We start from the raw sequence: 25,621 nt of genomic DNA, 5'->3' as shown, positions 1-25,621 counted from the left end.
CGGGCTACCGGGTGAGTATTGCGTAGCAGATCCCCGCAACAGTCACGTGCATCACCATCAGCACGAGAATCCCTGCGGTTGTGGCTCCCGGACGCCCCGGGAGAAACGTCACGTCCGGAACGAACGACAGGAGCAACACAACCCCAGTAATCACCGCGAAAAGTCGATTCGGGCGTGCTGATCGCCACTGGAGGAGGCCATATACGATGGTAGCGCCGACTGCCCCGACCGCAGAGAGAAACAGGACGGGCGGGAATGCGAGCGGTTGGAACGACTGGACTGCATCTGTGGCTATGACGATCCCGACGATGAGCCCGTTCACGACGAGCGAGAGCGCGAGCGCGATTCCACCACGGGTTGCAAGCGTTCGGTGCTCCATCGGTGAGTGCTGGGTTGTTGTCTGCATAATTTCGTGTCGTGTTGGAGTATTCAGTCTCTGATCCGTCAGTGGTTATTGATCGACTTTCTGTGATTCGTCTGCATGTGGGGCTTCCTGCTGGAACACGTCTGCGTGATCTTTGACGAACGCTCGCATCGTCCGGGGCGGGCGTCCAAGCACGTCTGCAACGTCGTCAGTCACTCGGCCTGCCAGCCCAAGTCGGGCGGTCGTATAGATGCCCAGCATCACGATGACGAACGGAAGCGGTGAGTCGCGGCGGTACATCGTCGTGGCGAATTCGATTGGGCCGGGGTGGGTGTATTCGATTTCCCGATCCAAGACTTCGGAGAAGATTTCGGCCACGTCGTCGTACGTTAGTGCTTCCGGCCCAGTCACGTCGTATGCGCGATTCTCGTGGCCCGGTTCGGTGAGAGCTGCCACTGCGACGGCGGCGATATCCCTGGCATCGACGAAACTCGTGGTCCCGTCACCTGCGGGAACGAATATCTCGTCGCGGTCAACGATGTCTTCTCGATGGACCTCGGATAGATTCTGCATGAAAAACGACGCTCGTAGGAACGTGTAGGTCACGTCGGTCTCACGAAGCGCATCCTCGATGCGGTGATGGGGTAAGAGCGGATTCTTTTCGGCCCCGAGTACCGAGAGGTAGACGACATGGTCGACACCGACTCGAGCCGCAGCGTCGACGGCCGGCGTGAGATGGCGCTTCACGCGACTCACTGATGGCGGTCGGATGAGAAACATCGCGTCGACATCCGCGAACGCCGCGCCCCACGTCTCTGGTTTGTGGAAATCGAACGCAACACATTCGACATCACTCACGAACTGCTCGTGGGCCCGCTCGGGATTACGGACGCCCGCTCGGACGGCGACGTCTTTCTGGGTGAGTTGGCTAACGACGTGACTCCCCACGGTGCCAGTGGCTCCGGTAACGAGGATGCGTTTCATTGGTCGGTGATCTTCGGCAGTTGTTCGACGTACAGGTCGTCTTCTATGCAGTCGAGGATGAACTGGGCGACGTTGGCCCGGGCGGCACTATCGCGTAGCCCCAGCTGGAGTTCTGTTCCGTGCTGGAACTGCCCCGTGTGTTCACCCTCTGTGAGTCGTGGGCCACGGACGATCGTCCACTGGGCGTTGCTCGCCCGGAGCATCTCCGCGTGGGCTTTGGCGTCTTCGAGGACGCCGCCAGCCATCACTTTCAGCAGTGAGCCCATCACCTTCCCGCCGAGACTCACCGACTCGCCGTCTTCCCGAACGCCAGCCCCAACCAGTGTCACGATACGTTCGACGCCGGATTCGTCCATCGCATCGAGGATGTGCCGTCCAGATTCGGTTAGGAGGTCGTCGGGGCCCGACGAGGTTTGGCCGAGGACGCAGATGACGGCATCGACCGCGCTGGTTTCGTCACTGTCGATTCCGCCGGCGACGGCGTCAGCGACGCCAGCACCGGTGTAGGCATCGCCCTCTAGGATGACGAGTGTGTCGTGGCTGCGAAGCGAGGCGGGGATATCATTCGCGTTGCGGGCGAACGCGACGACGTCGTGGCCGCGTTCGAGTGCCTGTTCGACGAGGGGGATTCCGGTTCGTCCGGTAGCCCCGAACACCGCGATTTTCATACCCCCTACTACGACAGGCGGAGTCATATACTTGTGACTTCGGAGTTTCGTAGTAATGGCCGCCACACATCCCTGTGTTGCCGAATTCACACTCAAATGTTCTTGGCGCTGGGGATCATATGGAACTGTATGGACGATGTGCCCCAAGGACGTGAAGCCGCTCGTGACCGGCGGAAATCGATGTCGCCGGCCGAGCGCGAACGGGTCGAACAGACCGTCTCGGAGTTGCTTGACCTCTTAGGAAAAGCGCACACGATGGCGATTCTCCGTGAATTCGCGTTTTCTGAGGGACCGCTCAGATTCTCCGACCTCGAAACCGAGCTGGGTATCTCACCGAACACCCTCTCGGAGCGATTGAAGGAACTCGTCGCAACAGGGTTGCTCGTTCGAGAGTCCTACGACGAAATCCCACCTCGCGTGGAATATGAGCCGACGGAAAAGGCTGAAGCACTGTTTCCCGCGTTCGGCCACTTTCATCGATGGGCTGCCGATTTCGCACTCGAACCAACCGACTCGGACATGACTTCAACTTTTGAAGTGAATTAGCAACTTCGGACTTGCAAGTATTTGACTACGAAATTCATAGTCTAATCCGATTACAGCCGTGACACAGATCTCTGCCAGCAGCGGAACTGGCAGTCCAATTGAAACGGCAACTGATTCCACGATGAATACGCACGACAACACGAACCCAGCGGCTGACGATGCTGGGGGATCGCGCTACGCGATTGACGCACAGAACGTTCAGTTGACCTACAGTGATGGAACCCGAGCCGTGAACGGTGTCGATATCCAGATTCCCGAGGGTGAGTTCTTCGGGTTCCTTGGTCCCAACGGGGCTGGAAAGACGACCACGATCAAAACGTTGGTTACACTCCTGTCGCCCACTGGTGGTGAGATTACTGTCAACGGGTTCGACGTTCGGACGGACCCGCGAGCCGTTCGCGAGTCAGTCGGCTACATGGCTCAGGAGACGAGCGTTGACTCCGAACTCACTGCCAGAGAGAATATTCGATTCGCCTGTGAAGCTTATGGCGTCCCGCGGTCGGCACGTGGTGACCGTATCGACGAACTACTTGATCTCGTCGACCTCGCCGACGTTGGCGACAAGCAGGCCGAAGAATTCTCTGGAGGCATGAAAAAGCGTCTCGACGCCGCGATGGCACTCGTTCACCAGCCGCCACTCGTCTTCCTCGACGAACCCACGACTGGGCTCGATCCAAAAGCCCGCAATCGGCTGTGGGAGTATTTCCAACGAATCAACAACCAGGGGACCACTATCTTCCTCACGACCCAGTACCTCGAAGAGGCCGACCAGCTCTGTGATCGTCTCTCAGTCATCCTTGACGGGGAGATCGTCGCGACCGGGCCGCCAGCCGATCTGAAACGTCGTGTCGGCGGCGAAATCCTCGACGTCGATCTGGAAGATGGTGAGGACGCGAGCGACCGTGCCGCTGCCGTCGTTCGGGAGACGGATATCTTTGACTCGGAAGCGACGGTCGAGGTGACCGAAGACGGCATCAGCGTCACCTCCGAGAACGCTCGCGAGCGTGGCACGGACCTGCTCGTTGCCCTCCGAGATGAAGGATTGACAGTGACCGGGTTCAACATTCGTGCCCCGACCCTGGACGACGTTTTCCTCGCTATCACTGGCGACGAGATGGATGACGACCAAGCAGTGACGGGTGACGAGGCAGCAACTGCCGCGGAGGTCGAACGATGAGTACGCCGTCGACGGATTCCACGACGGGAGCCGACGCCGACGTTCATCGGGCGAGCAACTCCTTCGTCGGTGACGTGTGGACGAATTTCAAACGCTGGAATCTCAAAGCCGTCCGCAATCCATTCGTGTTGGTCGTCTCGCTCGTCCAGCCGATCATCTTCCTGCTGTTGTTCACAGAGGTGTTCGGGCAGATCGCTGGCGGGGCGATCAATCGCGGTGGCGGCGCCGGCATCAGCTACGAGACGTATCTGGTTCCGGCAATCGCGATTCAGGTGTCGCTGGCGGCGGCCATCACCTCTGGCATCGGCCTCGTGAACGACATCGAGGAGGGAATGTTCGAGAAGATTCTGGCGACGCCGATGAATCGGACGGCCGTGTTCGTCGGGAAGACGGCCGCAGAGGTGCTCCGGATCGTGGTGCAGGTCGGAATCATTCTGGGCCTCGGGGTCGTGCTCGGCGCGGAGATCGCCACCGGGCTCGTCGGCGCGGTCGGTATCATGCTCGTCGGCCTGTTGTTCTCGCTGTGGTTTATCGCCCTCTCGAACGCGGCTGCCGTCATCACGAAAGACCAAGAGTCGACGATCATCGCGGCGAACCTTCTCCAGTTTCCGCTGTTGTTCCTCTCGTCGGCGTTCCTGCCACTAGACGCCCTCCCAGAGTGGATTCAGACGTTCGCTCGGTTCAACCCCGTTACGTACGGGGTCGACGCTGCCCGGGCGCTGATGCTCGACCAGGACGTGATGACGGTCGTTGAGGTCACGCAGTTCAGCGGCATCTGGAACACACTGGTTCCGGCGGTTGTGGTTCTCGCTGTCCTCGATCTGGTACTTGGGGCTATAGCTGTCTTCCTGCTCACCCGCGCGACGAGTTCGGACGTTAAGTGACGGAGTGCTTCTCTCCCTTCGTGTCTAATAGGGGGTCGTCACAGGTACCTGTCCTACCAGTTCGGAATGGTATAGAATCGTAGTAACCAGCCACCCGCCGTGGACACGTCATCGACGTACTCAGGTAGCAATGAGACTGACAGACAGATCTGTTGAGAGGCCGTTTTGCTTGGCCCGCGGGGTACCTTCTCCAACGAAGTGGAGAGTTACTCAGCATTCTCCTCATCGACCGACTGGGCGACGGGCGAGTATCTCTTGAGGCGAATGTACTCTGGAGGCATTGATCATCATCGCGGTCTCGTGTGAGCAGATACTGCCGAAGCCGGTCCTGCTAGGAACGTTGCGGGGAGGGCCTGTGGTCAACGGAGCCGATTCAAATACCTGTTCCGGCGAACCACACATAAGTTTACGTCAGACGCTGGGCTGTGGCTGGCTGATGCTTTCGACATTCGATTTACAGGGAAATAATCACTGCTGGATTGAAGGAGATCATTCACACTGGGGTGTACGGAGCGGTCCAAGAAGGGCTCGAATCGAGTGACAGTAGTTATGCCTGTATTGGATCCAGTAGCGAGCCGTCAGTCGGGTTTCTTTTTCCCGATTTCAATGGAATCAGATATATCCGATAACCGTGGTAGCGAACGATGGGTGCCGTGAATAGACGTCTCCGGCGAGTTCGGACACGGCGAGGAGGTCACCGAAAGCGATCCGAAGACCGGACGCACGGGTCAGGATGAGCACGAGAAGCCCACGGGGAACTTCCTACGAACTCGTAAACGGCCGTGTGTGTGGCATATCAGATCCGCACCAGTAGTAGTATCATCTGATTCGCTTGGAGAGCTGTACTGATGCAAGCGTGAGACGGAATCACCCCCAGGATGCAGTACTCTCTCCAAGGAGACACAGTAGGAAGCCCGTGAGCCCTATTACCATCACTTCTCAGGCTCTAGAAGCTCCCAGCTACGGCGTCGGCTCTCCGTTCGTCGTGGAGTCTGTGCTGGATTGTCGGAAGGCGATGATGAGGAGGACGATCAGGAGACCGAATGCGAGGATTTTCTTCGAAGGCATGTCCACGCCAATCTCTACGTGCTGGAGTGATAAACATCCGGGACAACGGATTTGCGAGTCTCTGTCGTCACGATCGACACTTCCGTTCGGCACCCTCTCTGACTCGATAGAGGACGGCGGTCTGGAGCGGTGTCAACGATCCCACGACGTCAATAGTGTTTCTCCTTGAGGTAAGACAGGAGCACGTGCCCTCGTGGATATCTGTATGCGTTATACAGGTGACGTGAAAACGGGTGACGCGTATGACAGATCTGATCGTTAAATCGGCCGTGAAGGAACAGCTCGACGGGATGAACGTGGCTGCGGATTTCTACGACGTCTTCGACGAGGAAGTCGCCGAGCTCCTTGCGGACGCTGCTCGGCGAGCCGAGGCAAACGATCGAAAGACCGTCCAGCCCCGCGACCTCTAACGCGGGCAGCGCCAATACCCGGGGCGCATTCTCGATAGTGCGACCAGTCTTTAAGAGCAGCGTGTGAACTATGTAGTGATATGGGTACGCTCACAGAGTCGGTTGATATCGAGAACGTGGTCGCATCGACCGGTATCGGCCAGGAACTCGACCTCGAAACCCTTGCAGACGACCTCCGGGCAACCAAGTACGATCCCGATCACTTCCCCGGCCTCGTCTATCGCATGCAGGACCCCAAGGCCGCGGCCCTCATCTTCCGCTCGGGGAAGATCGTTTCTACCGGCGCGAAAAGCGTCGCCGATGTTACGGCTGCGCTCGAACAGGTCTTCGACGAACTTCGAGAACTGGGGATTCGAGTAGATGATGCACCGGAGATCGAGATTCAGAATATCGTCTCGAGTGCGGATCTCGGCCACACGCTCAATTTGAACGCGATTGCCATTGGCCTCGGTCTCGAACACATCGAGTACGAACCCGAACAGTTTCCGGGACTCGTGTATCGGCTCGACGAGCCCTCGGTCGTGGCGCTGCTCTTCGGGAGCGGCAAGCTCGTCATCACAGGTGGAAAACAGATTGAGGACGCCGAACAAGCACTCGACGTCATCGAAGAACGACTTTCCGATCTTGGTCTCTTTGAGTGACTACTGCCGACGGGATCGACAAGCGAGGTGTATGAGTGGCCTAGTGGCCGAAGTCCAGACGGCGGAAGAGTGAATCCAGAAAATAAAAACCAGCAGCATTCATCGGTATTGTGGACGCTTGTGACCAGTCCAATCCAACTACCATACCTCGAAACAACTATCTGAAAGCCAGCAATAACAGATACGCTACGTCCTTCTCATTGTCTCCGACGCGGTATCTGAACCTTCGCACCTGGAGTGTAATGCCCATCGGAGCGTTCGGACTCCTCCATCTCTTCGGCAGTTCGATCGCGTTCGTCCTTGGCTCTCAAGAACCAGCTCTTCACCTCCTGTTCTTCGTCATCCCTGGCACGATAATTCTCGGGGGTGCCTATTGGGTGAACCAGAGTCACGTCCCGCCCACTCGGTATCGGCGGATCGCTGGCTGGATGGTTTTCACTGCTCTCGGGCTCGCCCTCGTTCCACTCCTGATGATCGACAGTCCCTCGATTGCTATCGATTCACCCGCTCTCGCGATGGTCACGGCCACCGGCGTCGGTGGGTTCGGTGGCCTCATCGCTGGCATCAATGAAGCTCTGGCGATCGAACGAGCCCGCGACGCCGAACGCGAACGCCTCGCCAAAAACCACGCTGAAGAGCAACGCGAACGACTTGAACAGCTCAATCACCTTCTTCGCCATGACCTAGCGAACGACCTCACCGTCATTCGTGGTCGGACTGAACTGGTGGTAGACGACGCTGATGAAGAAACCGCGACTGAGCTTGAAACGGTCATCCGACAAACGGACGCCGCGATTGAACTCATCCAGAACGTCAGATCGTATCTCGAGGCCACACGAAATGACGAAGACACGTTGACCACGAGAGATCTCTCTGCGGTTCTGGAACAGGAAGTGACTTCGCTTCAGTCAGCCTATCCAGAAGTACACGTCGAGACTGACATCCCTGCTGGTGTCACTGTTCGTGCCGACACGTTGCTCCCATCCGTGTTCAGCAATCTGTTACGGAACGCCGTCGTCCACAATCCCAGCGACCCACCAGAAATCCACGTCGACGTCACGCGGGAGGATGCAACGGCGACGGTTCGCATCACCGATAATGGACCAGGCATTCCGGACCACGTTCTCGAAAATCTGTTCGAGGCGGCTGACCAGGGTGATCATGGGTTCGGGCTCTACCTGGTGAAGACCCTCACCGAACGGTATGGCGGCTCGGTCACCGTCGAATCGACCGGCAACGAAGGGACGACGATTGCTGTCACCTTGCAGCAGCCGACTGCTACGACTGGAAATTCTTCATAACGGATCGCATAGCGACTGACCGGCGACCTGACCCTGATAAATCAGGCAGACTCCCCGATAAGTACTGTATGCTCCAAGACTCGTAGCAGGTTTCTTCTGGTGTCGCTCTTCACATCCCATGTTCTTGGTGTTTTCGGCCTCTCTACCCGACAGGACGGACAACCTTTATCGAGTCGTCTCCAGTATCTATCCACTTGGATGACGAAGCCAACAGAGACATAGAAAATCCAGGAGTTCCTCATCTCCGGATAGACACTCTCTCGCCGATCTTACCGGAATTAGAACATATGTTACGCGCTGGGCCATCCCCGTCGGCGGTATCCCTGTTACATCCTGCTTGAAGAGACAGAGTGGTCGCTGACCGACCTCTCCGAGACGAACGTCCACGATGAGCAAGGAGAGCGAGTACGGCCGTAACGCGGCTCCAACGGCTGCCAGATCAGCTTGCGTTGAGTGACGATCCTGACGCCGAGGAACTTCGGCAGGAAGTCGAGGAGCTCGAATAGCGCATCGAAGAGTTGACCGAATTCAAACCTGGTACCGAGGTCGGATCACGGTCATAGCGATGGAAGACGAACCGAACGTCCCCTCCATATTAACCAACACAACGAGCTAGAAGCAGTACATGTTGGTTAAGGAGCGGCGGATCTGGCGCCTGTGTGTGGCGCCGCGAGAATGAGCTACCGGCGGGACGTCTGCTGTTGCTCGAACCGCTCGACGATGTCGCCCGTTGTCGCGACTGAGACGATGTCTTGCTCGTCGTAGTCGCCATCATCGCTCCAGACCTGGGCGTCGCGCTCGAGCGCGGACGCCAGGTAGACCGCGTCGTCGGGGTCGGTGTCCCGCATGATCCGCGCGGCTTCTTGGAGTGACGTGAGGACCTCCGAGCGGGGAACGACATCGATCCGTTTGAAGAGGATCTCGATGAGGTCCTCGACCTCGGCTGGCGAGAGTCCGGACTTCTCGGCGACCATCTCGGTGTATTTTTCGAGCTCGTCGTGGACGTACGCCGGGGTGAGGAGGTCGTCCTCGAGTTCGACAAGGAGCCGGCGCGTCATCGAGTCAGAAATGAGCGCGGAGAGGATGATGTTCGCGTCGACGACAAACTTCATGCATCGGCCTGGTCATCAAGATCGTCCATCGCCTGCTCGGTGGCGGCGCGGTCGATCTGGGCGGCCAACTCTTCGACGTCCTCCTCGGTGAGTTCGCTGCCCTCGACGAGCTGCTCCATCACCTCGAGGTCGCGGATCTTCTCGCGGATCGCCTGCCGGGCGACCTCGCTCCAGTTGATCTCCGGGTGGTTGTCCATCTGTTCTTTCAGCGAGTCGTCGACGGAGACGGTGACGTTCGGCATCTCACATAATACTGTGTGAGCACAGGAATAAGTAATTTACGCGCCGAACGGACGCAGTCCCCAACGAACGTTACCACTGCCTGAAATCGCCGTACTTGACGGTTATTACGTGCTCTATCGTTCAGGCCCGAGGAGTTACACGCGTGGCTGGGGAACACCGACCATGGACCAGACTCCTGGAGCATTCCACGACGCGCTGTCGTCGGGTGATACCGAGTGCGTGAATCAGGCTATCGACGAGGTCGGAGATATGGACCTCGAAGAACGGGCCGCCATGTTCGATGCGTGTTTCGAGGTGTGTTGTGACCTGTACGAGAGCGATGACGGGTATCAACGGCAGTCCGTAATTCGCTTCGCGGCTGCGCTGTATCCACGACTTGCGGTTCGGACGGTCGGGGACGACATCACCGATGACGCATTGCCAGGCGAGTGGACACGTGACGAGATCGCGATCCAGCGGACTCGACTTTTCGGGCTCTATCTACTGGCACTTGTCGACGACGATGGGCGGGTGCGACGTGCCGCGATCAAGGGCCTCAAGCAACTGGCGGTAACACTCGACGTGATTGAGGCCGACGACGAACTCCAAATGATGGCGGACGAGATAGAACGGATTGCGGACAAACACGACGGGTCCAAACAGAAGCATCTCGACCAGGCGTACGAGAACGTCGCGTTTCACGCAGAGAAACCGGGTTCCCTGCTCCCCGACGAACTGCGAGACACGCTTGCACAGGACCTCCATCGGGGTGATCGGTGATCCATACAAGGTCAGTGAGGGCAATCCGGTCGGCGATGTTAGGAATAGAGGCTTGCATACGCGGTGTCGATGATCGCGACCAGCACAATGAGTAATAATCCACCGACCACAAGTGTTTGCCACCAGTCAATCGTGAACACCCTGAGTTCCAGTGCTGTGATTCTGATGACTATTACGAGGGTACCCACCCCAATCGCGCCACACGCCACCAGAAACCACCAGCCAATCGTTCGGAGTGGGCGTGTTGCGATCAGTTGAGCAAGCGATTGGCTGTCCCGTCGGTCCTCAAAGATTGTGACGACGCCACTCCAGTAGGACATGATCTCGAGAGTTCCGAGGAGGATCTGTCTAACCATTGGATTGTCGAACGCAGGAGGGAATGATCGGGTGATCGAGGGAAGTAACGGTTCCATCACCGTCCATACGAAGCCAAGGAAGCCAACCAGAACGACCAGCGCGACGGATTTACTCAGCTATTGCTCTACTTTCGACCGCCATGTTCTGTTCCACGTGTGGAGAAGATACTGCTTCACTTTCGCACTCATATCAGAGCGTGGCTATGATTGGGTTGCTTCGTTTGAGCAGAGCGCCTCCTATAATGATGCCTGCCGGCAGCCAAAGAACGCCGGTCACGAGACCCGTCTTGACGAGCGGATAGCCGATTGCGTAGTACTGGATTCCGCCGAACAGGAGACCGGCACCGAGCGAACTTCCGGCCACTACCTTCGGGAGATGGTAGCCGACGACAACAATCACGCCCATCACGCCACCGGCGATGAGAGTCTGCCATGTCATCGACATCGTCAGCAATTGAATGATTGCCCAGGAGTAGGCGAACCCGCCACCAACGGTTCCGAGGGCGAGGAGGGCAAGATACGCGAGAAGTCGAGGAATGAGCGGTGGGCTGCTTCGTTGCGGGTCACTGCTCCGTTGCAGGCTTCTCTGCGGTGTCTCGAACAGGTCATGCCCATGGAGTTCGGCATGACAGGGTTCACAAAGTGTCGTCAAGTTCGAAAGACGATTTGAGCCGCCTGCCGAATGCGGGACGATATGGTGGGCGTGGAGGCGAACGCCATCGTCGCCGGCGTGTGGGCCGCTCTTGCGTCCACAATTCGTGCACGTCCAGTCATCACGTTCGTAAACTGTCCGACGACGGGCGTCCCAATCCGGTGGATACTCACCCCCATACGCCGATGGGTCGTCCCATTGGGGATGGATATCGTATCTGGCCGTGCCCATCAGTTTCACAATTGAGTGCTGCTGGATTATGAAATAGGTGGTGCCCGCAGGTACTCCGTTGGTGGGTGATGCTCTCGAGACTCACACAGAAATGACCGATTAACAGAATATTATTTTAACTGAATTGAGGTGCTGAGTTTTCTTCCTCAAGGAGCAACGCAGGGAGCGAAGTGACCGAATAGCGCAGTAGAGAGGGGATACAGCACTGCACAGTTCTCGAACTGGATTGCCGCAGATGTTTCATGATATGATTAACCAACACCGTGGATCGATGTGGCACCACTGTTGGTTAATACGGTCCTGGGGTGGTGAGTCTTCAGATCGGGATGGTAGTCAAGTTCTATTCAGGAACTATCCCAGTAGCCAGAAAGTATTTACACCCCATACAACTACCACGTCAACGTGTACCACGGTTTAATCGGTGCATACCTGAACCCGCACACATGATTACACGGTCAGTCACCATCGAAGACATCGATGAGCTGTACCTGATGTGGAACGACCACATCAACGCCTCGGCCCTCTATCGCCGCGCCCTCCGCGAAGAGATGGCAGTTCGGGATGTCGACCCCGACGAGCTTCGAGACCTCTTCGAACGGGCCCGCGAACAGGGCTACAGCAAAGACGAAATCGTCGCCGAGACCAATCGATACGCCGATCTCAAGACACTCGTCGACGACGCAGAGGAGTAACCCACTATGTCACAGGACACCACTCCCTCCGAAACGACTCCGAATCGCGCCGAAAGCCAGTCGACGGCGGCAAGTAGGCTCCCCAAGCAGGCGGCACTCGTCATCGTCTTCCTGAGCCTGTTCGCTGTGGAACCCGCCGCTGCACAGACGAACGCCGTCTGCAGTGCGGACAACCTCCCGGGTATGATCGAAGGCTTCTTCCAGCTCACCACGGCGCTGGGGATTGTCGGCCTCGCGGTCGTGTGGCAGGCCGACTCCCTTATCGAGATGTTCACGATCACGCCCGACCAGAAGAAGGGCCTCAAGCGCCACAAGCGCTCCGCGATGAAGTCCGCGGTCGTCCTTGTCGCCCTCGGGCCACTCTACACCGTCGCCGGATCGATGATGAACCTCCCGCTGGCGCAGTGCGTCGATCTCGCCCCCTGGTAGGCAGCTTCCCGTCCCCGCCGAAAGCCCCATGGAACACCGAGAGCTCACCGTGCTCATGGCCGCCCTGTTCGTGACGAGCCTAGTCACAGGTCTCGTCACGGCAAGCCCACCACGGCCAGGGACGGAGGGGAATGGCCTCACTGCAAACGAGTCGGCGACGCTGTGGTCTCGCGACGCAGATGACTACATCAGCCAGGAGGAGTACCAGCAGCGGCACGGTGAGAGCCGGACCGCGATGCACCAGCTCGCAAACGGGACAGATATCACGTTCAAGCGCCCGTCGGAGACCGCTGCAACGTGGACCCGAAACGACTTCGGTGACCTCGAAGCAGGTGGGTCGGATACCTCCGTGCATCCGCCGCACGCGAGCCTTGAAGACGGGGTGTTTATTGAGGACGCCCATGCGACGGTGTTCGCGGTGCAGCCGTCGACCCGTGGCCACCTCGAATCTGGTGACACGCCACTCTATATCGCGCCGAACGGCACGATGCGTGGATTCGTCGATTACCGCATTCGCATCCCCAACGGCAGTTCCTCGGGAAACACGACGATCGAGTGGTCGCTCACGAGCAACGAGGTCGAGGAGGTTCGATTGCAGAAGGACGGCGAAACCATCGTCGAACGTGATGGCTCGCACACGCCGGCCCTCGACTACCAGATCGAGGATGACTGGAGTGCAAATCTCACGCTTGAAGCCGAGATCAGCGTCCGGTTGAAGAAGACCACGCGAATCGACCGAGGCGACGAGACCGATGTCGAGGTCACGTATCGTACCGAGTCGCTCAACGTCTCGGATTCGATCGCCGTCGAGATCTACGACCTCTCGGCGTACCCCTACTACGCCGAGTATCCCAATGGTGACGCTGGTGTGGCTATCTTCCAGTCCAGACCGTGGCAGGGGTACACGCTGACGGAGAATGGAAGCGCACGAGTGCGTGGCGTCTGGCGGTTCTACACCGCTCGGAACACCAACTGGGATACGCTCGTCAGGTCGAACCGGACCGACAGCGCCACCGTCGAGTCTGACGCGATTCCGGTCTATGTTCACGCGTATCCGTCGCGAATCGGCCCGCGTGCCGAACCAGTTCGCGATGGCCCAGAGATCATCGACACCTGGGGCACTGACCGACCGTCTCCGGTCGGCACGCTCGGTGAGAACATCAACATCGACATCGTCAACCAGTCGTACACGACGACGTACGGTGTTGCGGTTCGCGCGGAGAACGTCGACCGCGACGCGCTCCAGGTGGCGGGGATCGTGCGGGGTGTGAACGCCTCGATTGTGGCACCTGACGCTGGCTCAGAGCGGCAGCTCCGGCGCAGTAATCTGACTGTTGAGGTGCTCCAGCAGAACGAAAGTCAGGCCACACTCCGCATTGAGCTCCGGGATAACGAGACCGGCGCACCGATAGTGCTCAGCGATCCCGACCGACGATATCCAATTGGCGGGAACACTCGCAACGGCTACATCACCATCGCGGAGCAACGCGTCGAGACCAATGCCTCCGGGGTGGCGATCGTGACGATCGACGAGCCGGGGATCTACACGGCACGGTACCATCCGGGTTCGTGGCTCGGGCACAACCCCGCATATGTGAGTGCGACGGCAACAGCTCGGTGGCATCCGCTCGGCACCATTGACGGTTGGTTCGCGTTCATTTTCGAGGTTGGCTGGCAGCTCATCCCGTTCATTGTGATGTTCTACGCTGGCAAGCGGCTCCTCCGAATGCTCGGTCCAGAAGACATCTTCCAACGGAACCCATAGTCATGACTAGAAACCACCCACACATCAGTCGGCGAACCGCCCTCCGAACAGTCGCAGGTGCTGCCCTCGTAAGCGTCGCTGGCTGTCTGAACGACAATGGCGGTTCTGGGACGCCTGGTGACGGAACGACCTCTCCAGATGGCAACGGCCCACTCACACGTGTCGCTGTCGAGGGGACAACACTCGTCGTCGAACTCTCCGAAGAGACCGACATCGACCAAGTCAACCTCATCCAGCCGAACGGCGAGCTATTCGGAAAGCGTGACGTAGCCGCAGGTGCTCAGCAGGTCTCATTCGAGATTGGCACCGCATATGCGCCCGGTGAGTACCGCGTACTCGCGTTGAAAGGCGAGGAGACAGTAGTTGAGACCACGACTGAACTCCGTCCAGAGATTCAGATACAGGATGTCGGACTCTATCGGAATAATCCAGATAAGCCGTGGGACGAAGTCTATGGTGAGAGCGAGACTGACCGGATCAAGAATGGCGAGGCATTCGTCACGGTAGAGAACACAGGAAGCGGTCCGGAAGCGATAACTGAACTAATCTTCTCTGGAGACGTTCCCAATCCAATTGAGAACCCCAGAGGCAGTGGAATGCACGAAACCGACCGGGTAGTGGTCTCCCCTAGTGAGACGGTCGACCTGTTCAGTAGTTCGTTTCCGTTCGGCACAGAAACTGAGGACGGGATGGGATGTTCCCCAGACGGGAATAGTGGCCAGTTTACTGTTATCGTTGAGACACGGGTCGGTGGAAATCAGGTCTCAAGCACCTACAACGTTCAATACACTGGTTCCGACGATATGACTGATTGTGAGGTCACGATCACTGAGGTATAACGATGGTCGATCTCATTGATGTCGTCCTTGAGGGTATCAAGGGCGTCGTTGAGTGGTTCATTGGGCTGTTCATGGACGGTCTCAGATCAGGGTATGAAACTCTGACTGAGGGAATGTTCGGGACACCTACTCCAGAGACGAACGGAGCTTTTGTCTTCGGTGAACCGACCAATGCACCCTGGCCAGCGATTCACGATGCTCTCATCGGCGGAGAAATCATGCTAGTTGCCCTCTTGCTCCTTGTGATGAGCGTTCAGGGCCGTCACACGGTTCGGATCTTCAATATTGGAAGTACCTACGAAGCCCGAAAAACGAAGAAGACGGCCTGGGTCGGTGCTTTTCTAATCATTACGTGGTATTGGGTTGGAACTCTCGCACTCTACCTCGTCGACGGGTTCACTATCGCCCTGATGCCGGAGCTTTCCTCGGTTACGGAGGCGATGATTGGATTCTTGGAAGTATCTATCACAAACCCAGGGCTAGGATTATTGTTCGCCGTGATTGGTGGAATCTCGATGTGGGCGCTGGAGGCGCTGTTCTACATCCGGATGATTCTGCTCTATGTCTACCTGTACGGAATGCCGATTGCATTTGCACTGGCCTACGGAAACATTCCGGTCGTATCCGATATCGCGATGGGGTTCTGCAAACGGTTTGTCCCGTTGGCTGTCCTCCCGCTCCCGGCAGCGATGGTCCTCAAGGGGTACGATTTGATCTACGGCGGTGGGACGCTCACACCAGGAACAGCGTTCCTCAAATATCTCGTCGCCGCGTCCCTCCCGCTGGTCGCCCTCTACATCACGTGGAAGACGTTCAAATACGCGACCCCGTTGACGGCCAAAGTCGTCGGCGGTGCGACGAAAGGCGCAGCACTCGTTGGCGGTGTCGCCGCTGGAGCCTACGTCGGTGGCGCCGGCGTCGCGACGACCGCCGCTCGGTGGGGGCCGAAAGCCGCCGCTGGCCACGCCGTCGCGCAAAAAGCGGCTGCCCGCGGTGGGCATGGAGGAGACGATGGCGGGACGCCATCGTACCGTCGAACAGAGAATGACCCTGGTGGAGCGACAGCGGAATCGGCGAATGACGACCGTGGGATGGAGTTTGATCGAGGAATCCACTAACAATGTCAGCAGATCAAGACGCGGCCGCACGGCGCATCATGGATCAGTTCGGCGAGGAGAGTCGCATCCCGTATCTCAATATCGAGGAAGGAGACGTTGGCATGCTCATCGCCTTCCCCATTATTGGGCTGTTTATCGCGGGCCTCACCGGGATCGAGTCACTGGCCCTACCGTTCGTTGCTGGCGGGCTTGGCTTTGGCGTTGCCGTCATCTACGTCTCACCAACCCACCTGAACGCCTGGACGTGGACCAAAGACGTCTATCGGTACCTCAAACGGCCGCAGGTCACGTTCAGTGCGCCCGCCGACGCCGACACGAGTACCAACGAGTCAGAGCGCAACGAGGGCGGACTCGCGAACTACACGCCGTTCAAGCCGGACGAGCGAACGCAGGATCTCACCAACATCAAGCGAGCGTGGCCGGGTGCTGGTGCTATCCAGCGTGAAGACGGCTCGATGGAGGCATTCATCGAGATCGATCCGGCCAACATGGACTTCGCGATGTCCGACGACTGGGCGCAGCTCCAGGACGCCGGAGAAGAGTTCGCCAACAAAGAACTGGACTCGAAGCTCAAACTCCACGCCACAACCCGTTCCTTCCCGGTCGAGCAGATCACCGAGACCATCGAGGAGCGCCTCACTGACGAAGACGTTACGGAGAACCCGATCTTCCGGGAACTCCTCGAAGAGTACCGGGAGACACGGCCGAAGGAGATGCGTGACCGGGGCATCCAGCAGGTCCGGTACTACATCGGCGTTGAAGTTAGCCCGATAGAGGTCTACGACCGCTTCCGCGACGAGGGCACCCCCGCAGAGAAGCTGACCCAGTTCCCGGTCATCGGCTTCCTGTTCAACCCGTTCGTCACCCGCCGCGAGGACCTTACCGACGTCGAACGTCGTGCGCAGATGTTCGAGAAGCTCGACAGTCGCGTCAACGACGTGCGATCCGAGTTCATCCAGCAGGCGTCGGGGTGGTCCGCACGTCGACTCAGCACGGTCGAGCTGTTCGTTCTGAATATGGACTTTTGGAACGGCCGCGAACACGACTACGACGAGGCAGAACGTGTCGTTCGCGACCAATCGATCATCGGCCACTCGCGCCGGGAGGACCCACACGATGCGTAATGTGATCCTCCAGACCAGTGGTGGCGCGCTCAGCGCCGTCGGCGAGTGGTTCCAGAGCCTGACACCAGCGGAGGGAGCAGTGCTTGCCCTTGCAGTGGGTCTCGGCCTTGGCGTCGGCAGTAAGTACCTCTGGGACCGCTTCACTGCGGATGATGAACCAGAGGTAAACTTCACCGATGTCCTCGATGAGGAGACACTCGAAGAAGGCGAGGCCGAACGCAAGCTCCTCGACGACATCTCCGAGTCGCACAAGACCGTCACCGCGCCCGGAGCTGTCGAGTGGGAGACGCGAGCGGCACGGGTCGGCGAGCAGTGGACAACGACACTGTACATCGCTAATTATGCCGACTATCCCAACGACGGATATCTGAGTGACCTCTTCGAGATGACCGACGTCCAGTTCGATCTGACGGCCCACATCACGCCGAAAAATCAGGAGCGGGCCCGGAACGAACTGCAAGACATCGCTGACGACCTCCAGGTCGATGCTGACCTCGAACAGAGTATCCGGAGTGCCTACCTGCAGGAACGCGCCAACGAAGCCGCAGCGACGTACAAGGCCGTCGAGAACGGCGCGAACGTCTTCGACCAGGGGATGTTCATCACGGTGCGAGCCGACGAGAAAGACGAGCTCAGAGACGCTGTCCAGACGGTCAAGAGTGCGCTCCGCGACGACCCGGCGAACCTCACGCCGAAGACCGCAATTTGCCGGCAGGATCTCGCCCTCCAGTCCGCCGCGCCCATCGGCGACAACGAGTTCGGCCGGACGTCGATCGCACTCGGCGGCGCCGTCGGCGCGTTACTCTCCTCCCCGCACAACGCGACGATTCTCGAGGAGGGTGGCGTCGAGTTCGGGATTCACAAGGACAACCAGAGTCCCGTGGTCATCGACCCGTTTGCCCGTGATAACGGGTACGCGATGTTCACCGTCGGCGACACCGGCTCGGGGAAGTCGTTCAGTTCCAAACAGAACTTCATCCGGTCCATCGAACAGAGCAAGGACCGCATCGGCATCATCCTCGAGCCGTTGAACAACTGGGCGGGGGTCTCAGAGGCGCTCAATGCCAAGCGAATCACCGTCGGTGGGACGCTCGGACTGAATCCCTTGGAGATCCGCGAGACGCCCGAACACGTCCAGCGGGCGATGGGCGAGGACGCGAGCCCGTTCAACGAGAAGCTCGACGACGCGATGAGCTTCCTCACGAACTTCTTCGCGCTCCGGGGCATCTCACTGGGAGACCGCCGGACGACACTCGAACTCGGGCTCAAACGTGCCTACCAGCGCAAGGGCATCACCGACGACATCTCGACGCACGACAACCCGAGTCCGACGATTCAGGATATGATGGACGTCTTCGAGGAGATGGTCGACGACCCCGAGGAGTTCGTCGTCCGGTCCGACGAGGAGGCGGGGAAGATCAAGGAGGACGCGACGTGGCTCCTTGACCAGCTCCGCCCCTTCGAGGACGATGGTCGGCACGGCAACCTCGGCCAGGAGTCCGACTTCGACATTCGCGACGAGAAGGTCATCTATCTCGACCTCGCCCAGCAGGAGGGCAGCGTCGACAGCAGTACGGCGCTGACGATGCAGCTCCTGATCTCGCTGGTGTACGAGCGGGCGAAAGTCTCGGAGAAGGAGGTCGTGTTCTACATCGACGAGGCACGCTACATCATGCAGGACGCCGCGAGCTTGGCGTTCCTTGAGACGGTGTTCCGCCACCACCGGCACCACGACCTCTCGATCCGGCTGGTCACGCAGACCGTCGACGAGTTCTTCGAGCACGCCGAGAGCGAGGCCATTCTGGACTAGTGTGCGGTCAAGCAGTTCCACCGTCTTGACGGGATGGACGAGGAGTGGGCTGATGAGTTCGGGTTGAACTACGCGCAGATGCGGTTCGTCCAGGACGCCGTGCCCGGCAACGAGGACGCCGGCTTCTCCGAGGCCCTCGTGGGCGTCGACGGCGAGTGGCGCGGCATTCAGGTCAAAGCGATGCCCAAGGAGAAGCAAGTCATCGACTTCGACCCAACCGAGCAACGGCGAGACTCACTCCCCGGGACTGGTGAGAATGCTGTGGACGCGGAGGTGCAAGCGTTCCAGGACGATATTGAAAGCCGAGCGACCGACAACGGACAACGCCCACCTGAGCAGACGCCAGCAGAGACTGATGGCGGCGAAACGGGAGGTGACGACGATGCGTGAGTACCTTCGCGTGACGCCAACCTCCGAACGCCTCAATCCGGAGCGTCTACCGCAGGCGCTGGAAAGTCTTTACAAACTGACCTCAGCGGACTCGGAAGGGCTAGTTGACAAACTCAATCCGCTACATAGCGACATACCGCTACGATTCGAATTTCTCGCGCTGAGCGAGGGGGCGGATGACCCCGTCGAATTCTACTACGGTGCCGACGACAATCTGGATACCCTGGAGAAACGGCTCCGGTCAATCTATCCAGAGACGTTCGACATCGAGCGTACCGAGGTCGACGTCGCATCCCGACTCGTGCAGCCTGTCGAATTCGACCGCGAGACATTCGTCGAACACTATGAGTCGGGCGACCTCCAGTACGAATTCGGCCCTGACGAGCAATACGAGAGTGGCACTGACGACAACAGTCAAGCGGGGCCAGCAGACGCCGAATCAGTCGCGGATGGAGGGACAGTCGGCAACCAGTCTCCCGACCACCTCATCGAGATCGGCGATACTGCCCTCGAACTCGCCCCACCAGATGCGATTCCCGAGGATGAGCCACTCACGACGCTTGCCAAACCAACGGTAACATCAGAAGGGACGATACTCGCCCGGCCAACGACCGAATCCGTCTCCCCACTCGGCGTGCGGTGGCAAGGGTCGGCGACTCGGAAGCAAGACTGGATGACCTCACTCTCGCCATTTACTGCCGACGGCGAAGCGGAGCTCCCAGCCGTCGATCAGCCAGGAGGTGCGCTCGCGTCGCTCGTCGACCACCTAATGGAGGCGACAGCACCAGTAGCGTTCCAAGTCGTCTTCCAGCGACGCGAGAGCTGGCAGTCCGATGCCGACCTTCGCAAGGAGGACGTCATCGACGGACGGGACACACTCGCACAGGAGATTATTGGCTCCCTCTTCGAACTCGACGATCAGTCGGATAGCCGGGACAGAAACCAGCTGAGCGACGCGGTTGCAAAACGTGTCACAGCAATCGAGGCGAAAAATCCGAAGCGGTCGTTCACCGCGAACATCCGAGCAATCGGGATTCCATCCGGTGGTGGCGGTCACGATGATCTCGGTGAGCGAATGCAATCACTGGTCCCAGTATTCGACCCGCTTGACGGGCCATACTACCAGGTTACGGCCGAACGATTACGCGACAGCGGCTTCCGGGCAGCCACGAAAGAACGGAACGCACGAGCGGCGCTGCAGCGGCTCTTGGATCGTGAGATCACGACTGGCCGTGGAAAGACCCGACCGGAGTTCGTCCTGAGTGGTCGAGAACTCGCGCACTTCGTCCTCGTCCCCTCCTCGGAACAGCTTACTGTCGAGGGGACACGGGGGACGCGTGCGGAACAGCAGAGTCGGAATCCGTTGCCCCGTCCGCACCAGGACCTCATGAATGAGTTCCGAGACGGGATGGCAATCGGGTATGCCCTCGACGACACCGGCGAGGCCGAAGACGTGCCGACACACATTCCACCCGGACTGCTGCCCACTCATTACGGCCGGTTCGGAACAACCGGCTCTGGGAAGTCGAAAGCCCTGATCAACGATCTGCTGTCGCTGTACGACAACACCGAGGGGCCGACGATCCTCATCATCCCGAAGAACGACGATATGGCCCAGAATTACATGCGGGCTCACGCGCGTCGGTTCGGAATGACCGACCTCGAAGAGAACGTCGTCCACTTCCCGATTCCGGACGTCCTCCCCGGGTTCTCGTTTTTCGATCTCGAACCGTCGATGGAGAGCGGACGGCGCCGCGAAGACGCCGTCCAACGGAAGGCCGACCACTACGAAGAGATTTTGAAGCTCGTGATGGGAACCGACCGCTACGAGCGGGCGACTGTGGCCCCAACTCTCATCAAGACACTCATCAAGGCACTGTTCGACGAGGAATACGGGCGTGAAAACGGGCTATACCGAGCGTCGACGGATTACTTCGCTCACCGACAGCTCGAACACGTCGTCGACCAGCTCTGGGAGGCCGGGCCACCGAACGAAAACATCGGCGACGCTCCACGGTCGAGCGACGAGGAAGTCACCCGGACGATTCGACGGCAGCTCCAGTTAGATCCGAACACCTTCGCGAACGTGATGGGCGGTGTCGGAAACCGCCTTGCGTACATTTCACAGGATACGCACCTGCGGCAGATCTTCAACAATACCGAGAACCAGTTCGACTTTCGGGATGTCCTCGACGAGGATACGGTCATCCTCTTCGACCTCGGTGACCTCCGCGACGATGCCGCCCGGATCATGACCGGTGTGATCCTGACCAATCTCGATGCAGCCCTCAAGGACCGCAAACAGGCGCTCTCCCAGCACTCGGACGACTACGTCGTGAACTTGCTCGTCGACGAGGCAGCATCGGTTGTGGTCTCCGACATCATGAACGATCTCCTCGAGAAAGGCCGGGGATTCCGGCTCTCTGTTGGCCTGTCGATGCAGTTCCCCGAACAGATGGAGGCCGAAGGCGGGCGGAAAATCTACTTGAACGCTCTGAACAACATCGGCAGTTCGCTCATCGGGAAAATCAACGTCGACCGGGAACTGGCGCGAGCGATGGCCCACGAAGAGATGGACCCCGCGGATTTCGCCAATCGGATTCGTTCGTTGCCACGAGGGGAGTGGATCGCCAGCCTGCCGAGCCCGACGTTCGGTGAAACGGGGCCGTATCCGTTCAGCCTCGAACCACTCCCGATTCCACCGGGCCACCCCGAGAGCGAATCCCCGCTCACTGAGCGTGAAGAGGAGCAGTTCACCGAGACGCTCTCCTCGATGCACGAGCACATCAGTGACGAACACGGTGTGCCGGCCGCAACAGACGCCTCAACAACGAGAACACCGACCGACGGACACGAGGTGCTCGATATCGGGAGCGATGACCTGGATGTCGCGATTGCGGAGGTGGTTCGGAGTCTGCAGCTTCGAGAGGGGTGCCGCGAGGAGAACGGCTGGGTGGCCGTTGAAGCAGTTGACGACGAACTCAGACGGCTCTTCGACGACGTCGACGCCGAGCCGCCATCGTATGATGCACTCGCGGACATTCGAGAACGATCACGATACCTCGATACGACCGTCGATATCGACGCCGACGAGCTCCGCATCCGGCTCACTGACGCCGGCGAAGAGGTCGCGACACCCGATACTGGTAGCGTGCAGGCCGCTGGTGGGAGTGCCCACGACGCAGCACTCCGCCAAATCGAAGAAGAGCTCACCGCACTCGGTTTCACCGTCTCGATCCTCGCACAGGATGGCAGCGAGAAACCTGACGCGAGGGCGAGTCATCCCGACGTTGACGACCGATTCGCCATCGAAGTCGAAACGACGACACCCGAGAATCCCGCAAAGGTGCTCACGAATCTCCGGAAAGCCCAAGAAGCAGGGGATATCCCGCTGTTTGTCGTTCGCCCAGGAAACGACGAAACTGAGTGGGCCAAGCGCGTTGACGGCATTCTCACACCACCCGTCCGTACCCTCCAGAATGGTGAGACACGGTTCTACACGACTGACTCGAATCTCACGTTCAACGGCGGGGCAACCGAAGAAGGTGGAGTGACGGCCGTCCGCCCGGCGACCGACGACGAGAACGGGACCCAGAACATCTGGCAGCGTGATGGCGACGAGATCGTCCTTCGTGATACCAGCGGGACGGAACACATCCGCCTCCCATCGCTTGGAACACTCTCGAAAGATCGTGTTCCAGCCATCTACAGCTACGACCACGCTGCCGACGAGTACGTCGTATACGAGCACGGTGAGCAACACATCTACGAGACGAAATCGGCGTTCGAGGACGACTGGGTACGTGTCAAGAAGCCATTCGTCCCCCAAGCCGACCTCCCCGTACCAGACTACACACGTTCGACGTACGGCATCCTTATCCTTCACGATGAGGCGAAATCGGTCGTGTATGAAGACGGTGAGAAGCGGCCACTCTCGGCAATCACTGACGGGGCATTCCGTCCCGCATCGCCTGAATCAGCGGCCGCTGACGAACCACCCAGTCAGACCGACCAGGCCGATGAGAAAGTCGAGGAAGACCAATCGCCACCGTCGTTCGAAGCGTTTGTCGACGAATATCTCGTCGAAGACGCGGATGAAGCCGTGCCGAAAGACGATGTATTCGGTCTCTACAACGACTGGGCAGAGGCACACGGCATCGACGATCCGCTGAATAAGAGTTGGTTCACCCGGAAGCTCAACACCCACATCAAGGTGGACTCCACGAAGAAGCGAATCGACGGGGAACCCGTCCCGCATTACACTGGTGTCCGCATCCGGTCTGAAGAGGACTTTCGGCCATGAAATGGACGTACACGGTCCAATTCCCGATATCATCGGGACTTCTTGAGACCTGTTCCACCCAAGCTGAATCATGACCTCATCCAATCAAACTCGAAGGTCGGAAATCACCCGACGGCGGCATGTTCCACCCAAATCCTCAATGGGTGGAACACGCTCACGTCCAGCGGTTTGCAACCAGCCATAGTGAGTGTTCCACCCAACAACCAACTAGGATAGAACGGGGGGTCCCCGTTGGGACCAAGGGATTGGATCGCGACGTACAGCAGAGTGAGTTCTGTGCTGGCTCAGAGCCAGTGAGAGCCATGCGAGGTGCTACGTGAGGATGAGTGAACCTATGATCGACGAGCCGGAGGCGATTCCGGGGACGTTACGCGACCGCGACCAGTGGGTGTGCTGGCGGGAGACAGAGCGGGACGGCAAACCGACGAAGATTCCGGTGACGCCAGGGGCTGGGGGGTTCGCGTCAGCAACAGAGTCGGAGACCTGGGCGAGTTTCGAGGCAGCACTCGACTACACCGAGACGGAGCACGCCGATGGCGTCGGGTTCGTGTTTACCGACGACGACCCCATCGTCGGCGTCGATCTGGACGACTGTCGCGATCCCGAGACCGACGACATCGACGATACGGCGCTGGACATCATCAAGCGACTCGACTCCTATACGGAGGTGTCGCCGTCCGGTACCGGCTATCACGTCTTGATTACCGGCACACTCCCCGACGGGCGGAACCGGCGCGGGAGCGTCGAACTGTACGACACGGCACGCTTTTTCACCGTCACTGGCGACCACGTCGAGCGGACACCCACTCGCGTTGCACGCCGACAGGACGCACTCACAGCGATTCACCGCGAGTACGTCCAGGATACCGAGCGTGACACAGCCTCCGAGTTTGAGCAGCGTGGTGGCGTCGACGACGAGTCACCGACGACCGGTGCAGCCGCCGTTGACGTCGACCTCGACGACGAGGACCTCCTGGAGAAAGCAATGAGTGCGTCGAACGGCGAGAAGTTCGAGCGGCTCTGGAACGGGAATACGGCCGGCTACGACAGCCAGTCCGAGGCCGACATGGCGCTGTGTTGTCTGCTAGCGTTTTGGACCGGCGGCGACCGGACGCAGATGGAACAGTTGTTCCGCCAGTCGGGATTGATGCGGGAGAAGTGGGACGAGGTCCACTACGCTGACGGGTCGACGTACGGGGAGAAGACCATCGAGCGAGCGATTGCGACCACGTCGGAGTTCTACGACCCGGACGCCGGCGGCGATACCGAAGATCCCCACGGCACACCTGACAGGGTCGCAACTGGCGGGACGCCTGACGAGGCAAACCGGAGTCGTGCGTATCTGGCGGAGAAAAACCGCTTGTTGAGTAAGCGCGTCGACGAACTCGAGGCAACACTCGAACAGAAGACTGAGCGGATCGAAACCCTCGAAACAGAGATCGAGCGCCTCACCGACGAACTCGCAGCCCGTAATCAGGAGACTGCGCAATCCCACGAGGAAGACTCCGGTACTGCGATCGAGACCGGTGATGACTCAGAGCCATCCTCTCTGTTGAGTCGATTCTTCGGTGGCCAATCTTAGTAGCGGCGCCGCTTCACCGCCAACCGAAAACCTCTCTCGAGCGTTCTGATTCTGCGAGCCGAGAAGATTAACCAACAGACTCGCTATATCGCGCTATTTGTTGGTTAACTACGCTCAATCTCGCCGCAAAACGGGGGCTACGGGGGGGAGACTGTACTTCAGGAAACTATTCC

At 59.0% G+C, this 25,621-nt stretch carries 22 protein-coding genes and 2 pseudogenes; 16 read left to right on the top strand and 8 right to left on the bottom strand.

All coding sequences use genetic code 11. The features are described 5' to 3' along the window. Positions 1-4 precede the first annotated feature (4 nt). The 3 genes from D3D01_RS19360 to D3D01_RS19350 all read right to left on the bottom strand — a co-directional run bounded on the left by D3D01_RS19360 (position 5) and on the right by D3D01_RS19350 (position 2,016). Positions 5-379, bottom strand: a complete 375-nt coding sequence (locus D3D01_RS19360; RefSeq protein ID WP_199725487.1) for a DUF6069 family protein — start codon at positions 377-379, stop codon at positions 5-7. A gap of 72 nt (positions 380-451) precedes the next feature. After that, positions 452-1,348 carry an SDR family oxidoreductase gene (locus D3D01_RS19355; protein ID WP_121513398.1) on the bottom strand — a complete coding sequence of 299 codons (897 nt, stop codon included), beginning with the start codon at positions 1,346-1,348 and terminating at the stop codon, positions 452-454. Beyond that, positions 1,345-2,016 (bottom strand): NAD(P)-dependent oxidoreductase, encoded by a 672-nt coding sequence (locus D3D01_RS19350; RefSeq protein ID WP_121513397.1) that lies wholly within the window; start codon positions 2,014-2,016, stop codon positions 1,345-1,347. The genes D3D01_RS19355 and D3D01_RS19350 overlap by 4 nt, the downstream gene beginning before the upstream one ends. 129 nt (positions 2,017-2,145) lie before the next feature. Here D3D01_RS19350 and D3D01_RS19345 point away from each other — a divergent pair, with 129 nt between their 5' ends. From D3D01_RS19345 to D3D01_RS19320, 6 genes are all read left to right on the top strand, one after another. Next, the gene (locus tag D3D01_RS19345) at positions 2,146-2,562 is read left to right on the top strand and encodes a helix-turn-helix domain-containing protein (RefSeq protein WP_233563513.1); all 417 of its coding nucleotides are present in this window, start codon (positions 2,146-2,148) and stop codon (positions 2,560-2,562) included. A gap of 121 nt (positions 2,563-2,683) precedes the next feature. Next, positions 2,684-3,739, top strand: coding sequence for an ATP-binding cassette domain-containing protein (locus tag D3D01_RS19340; RefSeq protein WP_121513395.1), 1,056 nt, complete (start codon positions 2,684-2,686; stop codon positions 3,737-3,739). Further along, on the top strand, positions 3,736-4,623 hold the full coding sequence (locus D3D01_RS19335) for an ABC transporter permease (protein ID WP_121513394.1): 888 nt from the start codon (positions 3,736-3,738) through the stop codon (positions 4,621-4,623). Before D3D01_RS19340 ends, D3D01_RS19335 begins: the two co-directional genes overlap by 4 nt. Before the next feature lie 1,310 nt (positions 4,624-5,933). Continuing rightward, positions 5,934-6,101 carry a DUF1931 family protein gene (locus D3D01_RS19330; protein ID WP_121513393.1) on the top strand — a complete coding sequence of 56 codons (168 nt, stop codon included), beginning with the start codon at positions 5,934-5,936 and terminating at the stop codon, positions 6,099-6,101. 80 nt (positions 6,102-6,181) lie between these two features. Continuing rightward, positions 6,182-6,742, top strand: coding sequence for a TATA-box-binding protein (locus D3D01_RS19325; RefSeq protein WP_121513392.1), 561 nt, complete (start codon positions 6,182-6,184; stop codon positions 6,740-6,742). A gap of 242 nt (positions 6,743-6,984) precedes the next feature. Further along, positions 6,985-8,043 (top strand): HAMP domain-containing sensor histidine kinase, encoded by a 1,059-nt coding sequence (locus tag D3D01_RS19320; RefSeq protein WP_121513391.1) that lies wholly within the window; start codon positions 6,985-6,987, stop codon positions 8,041-8,043. A gap of 680 nt (positions 8,044-8,723) precedes the next feature. On the opposite strand, the gene D3D01_RS19315 is transcribed toward D3D01_RS19320, so the two are convergent. Both D3D01_RS19315 and D3D01_RS19310 read right to left on the bottom strand, forming a co-directional pair. Continuing rightward, the gene (locus tag D3D01_RS19315; protein WP_121513390.1) at positions 8,724-9,155 is read right to left on the bottom strand and encodes a PIN domain-containing protein; all 432 of its coding nucleotides are present in this window, start codon (positions 9,153-9,155) and stop codon (positions 8,724-8,726) included. Then, positions 9,152-9,397, bottom strand: coding sequence for a hypothetical protein (locus D3D01_RS19310; RefSeq protein ID WP_121513389.1), 246 nt, complete (start codon positions 9,395-9,397; stop codon positions 9,152-9,154). The genes D3D01_RS19315 and D3D01_RS19310 overlap by 4 nt, the downstream gene beginning before the upstream one ends. A gap of 163 nt (positions 9,398-9,560) precedes the next feature. Between D3D01_RS19310 and D3D01_RS19305 the strand changes: the two genes are divergently transcribed. Further along, positions 9,561-10,157 carry a hypothetical protein gene (locus tag D3D01_RS19305; RefSeq protein ID WP_121513388.1) on the top strand — a complete coding sequence of 199 codons (597 nt, stop codon included), beginning with the start codon at positions 9,561-9,563 and terminating at the stop codon, positions 10,155-10,157. Positions 10,158-10,195: 38 nt separating this feature from the next. Here the strand turns inward: D3D01_RS19305 and D3D01_RS19300 are convergent, their stop codons facing one another. The 3 genes and pseudogenes from D3D01_RS19300 to D3D01_RS24970 form a co-directional block, all read right to left on the bottom strand. Then, on the bottom strand, positions 10,196-10,513 hold the full coding sequence (locus D3D01_RS19300; RefSeq protein WP_121513387.1) for a hypothetical protein: 318 nt from the start codon (positions 10,511-10,513) through the stop codon (positions 10,196-10,198). A gap of 190 nt (positions 10,514-10,703) precedes the next feature. Continuing rightward, the gene (locus tag D3D01_RS24655; RefSeq protein ID WP_233563511.1) at positions 10,704-10,952 is read right to left on the bottom strand and encodes a hypothetical protein; all 249 of its coding nucleotides are present in this window, start codon (positions 10,950-10,952) and stop codon (positions 10,704-10,706) included. Positions 10,953-11,138: 186 nt separating this feature from the next. After that, a pseudogene (locus D3D01_RS24970) lies at positions 11,139-11,396 on the bottom strand (HNH endonuclease); the annotation flags it as partial. A gap of 443 nt (positions 11,397-11,839) precedes the next feature. On the opposite strand from D3D01_RS24970, the gene D3D01_RS19290 reads away from it, so the two are divergent. The 9 genes and pseudogenes from D3D01_RS19290 to D3D01_RS24260 all read left to right on the top strand — a co-directional run bounded on the left by D3D01_RS19290 (position 11,840) and on the right by D3D01_RS24260 (position 25,448). Then, on the top strand, positions 11,840-12,088 hold the full coding sequence (locus D3D01_RS19290; protein ID WP_049983715.1) for a hypothetical protein: 249 nt from the start codon (positions 11,840-11,842) through the stop codon (positions 12,086-12,088). A 6-nt stretch (positions 12,089-12,094) separates the two neighbouring features. After that, positions 12,095-12,517 carry a hypothetical protein gene (locus tag D3D01_RS19285; protein WP_049983716.1) on the top strand — a complete coding sequence of 141 codons (423 nt, stop codon included), beginning with the start codon at positions 12,095-12,097 and terminating at the stop codon, positions 12,515-12,517. Positions 12,518-12,545: 28 nt separating this feature from the next. After that, a complete protein-coding gene (locus D3D01_RS19280) occupies positions 12,546-14,282 on the top strand; it encodes a hypothetical protein (protein WP_121513385.1) in 1,737 nt (578 codons plus the stop codon). Positions 14,283-14,284: 2 nt separating this feature from the next. Further along, positions 14,285-15,121 (top strand): hypothetical protein, encoded by an 837-nt coding sequence (locus D3D01_RS19275; protein ID WP_121513384.1) that lies wholly within the window; start codon positions 14,285-14,287, stop codon positions 15,119-15,121. Between the two features lie 2 nt (positions 15,122-15,123). Then, a complete protein-coding gene (locus tag D3D01_RS19270) occupies positions 15,124-16,239 on the top strand; it encodes a hypothetical protein (RefSeq protein ID WP_121513383.1) in 1,116 nt (371 codons plus the stop codon). Positions 16,240-16,241: 2 nt separating this feature from the next. Then, positions 16,242-17,363 (top strand): hypothetical protein, encoded by a 1,122-nt coding sequence (locus D3D01_RS19265; protein ID WP_121513382.1) that lies wholly within the window; start codon positions 16,242-16,244, stop codon positions 17,361-17,363. After that, positions 17,356-19,563, top strand: a pseudogene (locus D3D01_RS19260) (VirB4 family type IV secretion system protein). The gene D3D01_RS19265 and the pseudogene D3D01_RS19260 overlap by 8 nt, the downstream one beginning before the upstream one ends. After that, positions 19,529-23,866 (top strand): primase-like DNA-binding domain-containing protein, encoded by a 4,338-nt coding sequence (locus D3D01_RS19255; protein WP_199725485.1) that lies wholly within the window; start codon positions 19,529-19,531, stop codon positions 23,864-23,866. Before D3D01_RS19260 ends, D3D01_RS19255 begins: the two are co-directional and overlap by 35 nt. A gap of 322 nt (positions 23,867-24,188) precedes the next feature. After that, complete coding sequence (locus tag D3D01_RS24260) at positions 24,189-25,448, top strand: hypothetical protein (RefSeq protein WP_199725483.1); 1,260 nt, start codon at positions 24,189-24,191, stop codon at positions 25,446-25,448. Positions 25,449-25,621 lie beyond the last annotated feature (173 nt).

It is taken from the genome of Haloarcula sp. Atlit-7R (genome assembly GCF_003666065.1).
GTDB classification, from domain to species: Archaea; Halobacteriota; Halobacteria; order Halobacteriales; family Haloarculaceae; genus Haloarcula; species Haloarcula taiwanensis.
Note: the sequence above shows the minus strand (reverse complement) of the source record. Positions and strands in the feature narration are given on the sequence as shown.